Below are 4,980 nucleotides of genomic sequence, written 5' to 3' on the forward strand. Positions count from 1 at the left end.
GGCCCCGGACTCGCCCATGGTGGCCGCCGCGGATGACAGTTTCTATTTCCGCCGGGACGACGACGGCCTGCTGATTTCCCCGGCCGAATCAGTTCCCAGCGTGCCGGAAGACGCGCAGCCGCGCCCGGAGGATCTTGAGGCGCTGATCTCCCGGCTGAACGGCCTGACCACGCTGGACATCGGAACCGTGCTGCGGGCGTGGACCGGGCTGCGGACCCAGGCGGCGGACGGACTGCCGGTAGTGGGATTCGACCCGGAGGCCGAGGGATTCTTCTGGCTGGCAGGCCAGGGCGGTTACGGGTTCCAGACGTCCTCGGCCATTGCCGAACTGGCGGCCGGGCTGATTACCGGAACAGGGGCAGGAAACGGAGCGGGTCACCCGGTCGCCGCCGCACTGGCCGCCGGACGCTCCTGAGCGCGACAAGCCTCGCAACCGCGACAACCGGGCGATTCCGGCAGGTCTAGAGTTACAGGTATGAAGGTTGAAGAAACGCCTCTCCCCGGGATCGGCGTGCGCAAGGACATTGTGACGGCGTCGGGCCGCCGGATCGGGACGGTGACCCAGCGCGACGGCGAGACCGAGCTGATCGTGTCCCGGGCCGATGATCCCGACGCCTGCATCGCCTCCATTCCGTTGACCGCGGAGGAAGCCTTCGCACTGGGCAACCTGCTGGGAGCGCACCCGCTGGTGGCCCAGCTGGCGGAGGAACATCGGGACCTGGCCGGAGTAAGCACCCGCCAGATCCTCATTGAGGCAGGTTCGCCCTTCGACGGCCGCGAGCTCGGCGACACCAGGATGCGAAGCCGCACCAGCGTCTCCATCGTCGCCCTGCTGAGGCGCGGCCAGGTACAGGCCTCCCCGGGCCCTGACTTCACGTTGGCCGCAGGAGACCTGCTGGTCGCCGTTGGAACCGCCGACGGACTCGACGCCGCCGCAGAGATTCTGCGCGGCGGCTGAGCCGCAGGTGGGCAGTCACAGCGCGCTGGTACTCATTGAACTGGGCGCCGTCTTCCTCGGCCTCGGCCTCCTGGGGCGGCTCGCCGGCCGGATCGGCCTGTCGCCCATCCCGCTCTACCTGATCGGCGGACTGTTCTTCGGCCAGGGCGGGTTCGTGGAACTGCAGGGACTCGAGGAATTCAGTGCCATCGCCAGTGAAATTGGGGTCATCCTCCTGCTCCTGCTGCTCGGGCTGGAGTACACCGCCGGGGAGCTGGTGACGGGGCTGAAGCAGTCCTGGATGGCAGGGGTGCTCGACATCGTGCTCAACTTCCTGCCCGGGGCGCTGATTGCGCTGGTGCTGGGATGGGGAGGAGTCGGGGCGCTCGTTCTCGGGGGAGTGACGTACATTTCGTCGTCGGGCATTATCGCCAAGGTGCTGACGGACCTGCGCCGCCTCGGCAACCGGGAGACGCCGGTGGTCCTGTCCCTGCTGGTCTTCGAAGACCTCGCAATGGCCATTTACCTGCCCATCCTGACCACCGTCCTGGCCGGAGTGAGCTTCGCCGGCGGGCTCCGGGCCGTCGGCATCTCGCTGATGGTGGTGACCGTGGTGCTGGTGATCGCGCTGCGGTTCGGGAGAACGGTGTCCGCGATCGTCGATTCCAAGGACCGCGAGGTGTTCCTGCTGACCCTGATCGGCGGGGCGCTGCTGGTCGCGGGAGTGGCCTCGGCCATGCAGGTCTCGGCCGCCGTGGGCGCGTTCCTGCTCGGGATCGCAATTTCCGGGGCCACCGCCACCAACGCCACGCGCATCCTCGAACCCCTGCGGGACCTGTTCGCGGCGGTCTTCTTTGTGGTGTTCGGGCTCAACACCGACCCCTCGACCATCCCGCCCGTGCTCGGCTACGCGCTGCTGCTGGCCGTGATCACCTCCATCACCAAGGTGGCTACCGGATGGTGGGCGGCGAAGCGGCAGGGCGTGGGACGCCTGGGCCGTGCCCGGGCCGGAGCTGCGCTCATCGCCCGCGGGGAGTTCTCGATCGTCATCGCGGGCCTGGCGGTGGCCTCCGGAGCGGTCACCGACGAGCTCGCCGCGCTCGCCACCGCCTACGTGCTCCTGATGGCCATCTTCGGGCCGGTTGCCGCCCGGCTTGCCGAGCCCGCCATGCGGCTGATCCAGGGCAAAACGCCGCAGACGGTCTGACCCCGCGAGAAGCACAGGATGACAAAGCGGCATCTGAATGGTTGCGTTTCGTGCGCCATACTTCCGGGAAAATCCGCGATTTCAGGCTGCCCGTAACGGTTGGGCGCCGATGGCTTCCGGGGCGGATCTTCTTCCCCCGCGCGGTCCTACGATGATCCCACCTACTTCCTTGAAAGGTGGTGCATCATGCACACACTTCGTGCGCTGCTGGCGAGTCTGCTTCTCATAGTCGGATTCGGCCTGGTGGCGCCGACTCCGGCCTCGGCTGCTCCCTACTGCGGGATCACCTGGGGCTCGCTGGCCAAGACCAGCACGGCCTACACCAGCGCTCCCGTGGTGAACGCGCGGGCCGGACGCCATGCCTGCTTCGACCGGCTCGTGGTTGACGTGCGGGGCAAGGGCGCCGGCTACACCATCCGGTACGTCAGCGCCGTCGTCGGGACCTCCGGCCTGGCAACACCGCTGCGAGGCGGTGCCGATATCCAGGTGACCGTCAACGCACCGGCCCACGACTCGCGGTACAACGCAACCTACAGTCCGGCCGTCCGGTCTGAAGCGGTCAACCTGGCGGGCTTCACAACCTTCCGCCAGGTGGCCTACGTGGACAGTTTCGAGGGCCGCACAACCTTCGGCCTCGGTGTCCGCGCCCGTCTCCCGTTCCGGGTCTTCACCCTCGACGGTCCGGGAACCTCGTCCCGGCTCGTCATCGATGTGGCCCATCGCTGGTAACTTCCGTCCCAACCCTCCAGCGTGAGTGGTCACAATGGCGCTCTGAGTTGATCGGAGCGCCATTATTACGCGCCGGGCACTTGTACACACAGCGCCGGACGCTCTACTCCAGCGGCTCCTCCAGGACACGGTCGACGGCGTCAGTCACCAGACCAGCCTCCACCAGCTTCCGCACGGCCTCGATTTCCGGTGCGAGGTAGCGGTCCGTTCCCGGACCTTCGACCACCTCGCGGATCACTGCGCGCGCGGCGGAAAGAGCCGGTGAGCTGTGGGAGGTGGCCAACCCGCCGTCGCGCATGTCCAGCGCACGGGCCGCGGTCAGCAGCTCGATCGCGACAACGCGGGTGAGCCCGTCCAGCGCACGCCGCAGCTTCAGCCCGGCGGCCCAGCCCATGGACACGTGGTCTTCCTGCATGGCCGAGGACGGAATGGAATCGACGGACGCCGGAGCGGCCAGACGCTTGAGCTCGGAGACGATTCCGGCCTGCGTGTACTGGGCGATCATGTGCCCTGAGTCGACGCCCGGATCGTGCGCCAGGAACGGGTTGAGGCCGTGGCTGCGGCTCTTGTCGAGGAAGCGGTCGGTGCGGCGCTCGCTCATGGAGGCGAGGTCCGCCACGGCGATCGCCAGGAAGTCCAGCGCGTAACCGATCGGAGCGCCGTGGAAATTGCCGTTCGATTCCACCCGACCGTCCGGAGTGACCACCGGATTGTCGATGGCGGAGCCCAGCTCGATCGCTGCGACCGATTCCACGTGCGCCAGCGTGGCCCGCGCCGCACCGTGGACCTGCGGGGCGCACCGCAGCGAGTAGGCGTCCTGCACCCGGGTGAACCGGTGCGCCCTGCGCTCCTCCGAGGCATGCTCGCCGATGAGGCGGGACCCGGCCAGGATCCGGCGGATGTTCGCTGCGGATGCCAGCTGGCCCGGATGCGGCCGGAGCCGGTGCAGGTCCTCGGCGAAGACGCTCTCGGTGCCCAGCAGTCCCTCCACGCTCATCGCGGCGGCGAGGTCCGCGGTCCGCAGCAGCCGGTGCAGGTCCGCGGAGGCCAGGACCAGCATGCCGAGCATCCCGTCGGTGCCGTTGATGAGGGCAAGTCCTTCCTTTTCCCGCAGTTCCACCGGGGGGATGCCGGCGGCAGCCAGCGCCGCGGCGGCAGGCAGCAGCGCGCCGTCGTCGTTCCTTACCTCGCCCTCGCCCATCAGCGCCAGCGCCACGTGGGAGAGCGGGGCAAGGTCCCCGGAGCAGCCCAGCGAACCGTACTCGCCGATCACGGGCGTGATTCCGGCATTGAGCATGTCGGCGTAGGTCTGCGCGACGACGGGACGCACGCCTGTCCGCCCGGTTGCCATGGTGGAGAGCCGGCCGAGCATGAGTCCGCGCACCACCTCGCGGTCCACTTCAGCGCCGGAAGACGCCGCATGGCTGCGGATGAGGCTGCGCTGGAGGTGGGTACGCTCCTGGACGGGAATGTGCTTGGTGGCCAGCGCGCCGAACCCGGTGGAGACGCCGTAGTGGGGAATGGGGTCGTCGATGAGGGCGTCAATGACCGCACGGCTAGCCTCCATCGCGGCCAGGGACTCCGCGCCGAGCTGTACCCGGGCACCGTAGCGCGCCACGGCAACCACGTCCGCCGGCGCGAGTGCGCCGAGCCCGATCGTCACGGTCGGTTCGTCTCGCATGACCTGTCCTCTTTCGTTATGTCCAACTTCGTTCTTCACAACCCGGCCTTGCCAATCAGTGAAATGAGCGTTTCAATAAGTGAAATACAAATTTCCCCCGAACGCAAGGAAGAAACCGTGGCGGATACCTCTACCCGCACCGTCGAGCGGGCGCTGCTGCTCCTCGGCACGGTGTGCGACCGCGGGTCGGTGACCCTCGCCGACGCCGCCCGGGACGCCGGTCTCTCGGCCTCCACCGCGCTGCGCCTGCTGCGCACGCTGGAGGGCACCGGCTTTGTCCGCCGGGACGACGACGGCTACCGGCCGGGCATGCGCGTGGTCCAGCTCGGTGCACAGGCCCTCTCCCATGAATCGCTGGTCTCCCTCGCGGAGGAGGCGCTGGAACGGCTGGTCGACTCGACCGGTGAGTCCGCCTACCTCAACGTC

The 4,980-nt window shown here is 68.4% G+C and carries 6 protein-coding genes; 5 read left to right on the forward strand and 1 reads right to left on the reverse strand.

Annotation, left to right across the window (positions count from 1 at the left end; translation table 11 throughout):
- From X803_RS19765 to X803_RS0112485, 4 genes are all read left to right on the forward strand, one after another.
- Positions 1–415, forward strand: a 415-nt coding sequence (locus tag X803_RS19765) for an NAD(P)/FAD-dependent oxidoreductase (protein ID WP_156930068.1), incomplete at its 5' end; no start/stop codon positions are given.
- Between the two features lie 60 nt (positions 416–475).
- Complete coding sequence (locus tag X803_RS0112475; protein WP_026545388.1) at positions 476–958, forward strand: cation:proton antiporter regulatory subunit; 483 nt, start codon at positions 476–478, stop codon at positions 956–958.
- A gap of 7 nt (positions 959–965) precedes the next feature.
- Positions 966–2,144 carry a cation:proton antiporter gene (locus tag X803_RS0112480; protein WP_026545389.1) on the forward strand — a complete coding sequence of 393 codons (1,179 nt, stop codon included), beginning with the start codon at positions 966–968 and terminating at the stop codon, positions 2,142–2,144.
- Positions 2,145–2,330: 186 nt separating this feature from the next.
- Positions 2,331–2,873: an AMIN-like domain-containing (lipo)protein gene (locus X803_RS0112485; protein WP_026545390.1), complete on the forward strand. Its 543-nt coding sequence runs from the start codon at positions 2,331–2,333 to the stop codon at positions 2,871–2,873.
- A gap of 103 nt (positions 2,874–2,976) precedes the next feature.
- Here the strand turns inward: X803_RS0112485 and hutH are convergent, their stop codons facing one another.
- A complete protein-coding gene (gene hutH, locus X803_RS0112490; protein WP_026545391.1) occupies positions 2,977–4,554 on the reverse strand; it encodes a histidine ammonia-lyase in 1,578 nt (525 codons plus the stop codon).
- A 63-nt stretch (positions 4,555–4,617) separates the two neighbouring features.
- Here hutH and X803_RS19770 point away from each other — a divergent pair.
- Positions 4,618–4,980, forward strand: a 363-nt coding sequence (locus X803_RS19770) for a helix-turn-helix domain-containing protein (protein ID WP_156930069.1), incomplete at its 3' end; no start/stop codon positions are given.

The organism is Arthrobacter sp. 35/47 (assembly GCF_000520475.1).
Classification (GTDB): domain Bacteria; phylum Actinomycetota; class Actinomycetes; order Actinomycetales; family Micrococcaceae; genus Arthrobacter_D; species Arthrobacter_D subterraneus.

Excerpts from the sequence above, each read along its gene's own strand:
- X803_RS0112475 (WP_026545388.1), top strand. The coding sequence starts at position 476 with ATGAAGGTTGAAGAAACGCCTCTCCCCGGGATCGGCGTGCGCAAGGAC.
- X803_RS0112485 (WP_026545390.1), top strand. The coding sequence starts at position 2,331 with ATGCACACACTTCGTGCGCTGCTGGCGAGTCTGCTTCTCATAGTCGGA.
- hutH (WP_026545391.1), bottom strand. The coding sequence starts at position 4,554 with ATGCGAGACGAACCGACCGTGACGATCGGGCTCGGCGCACTCGCGCCG.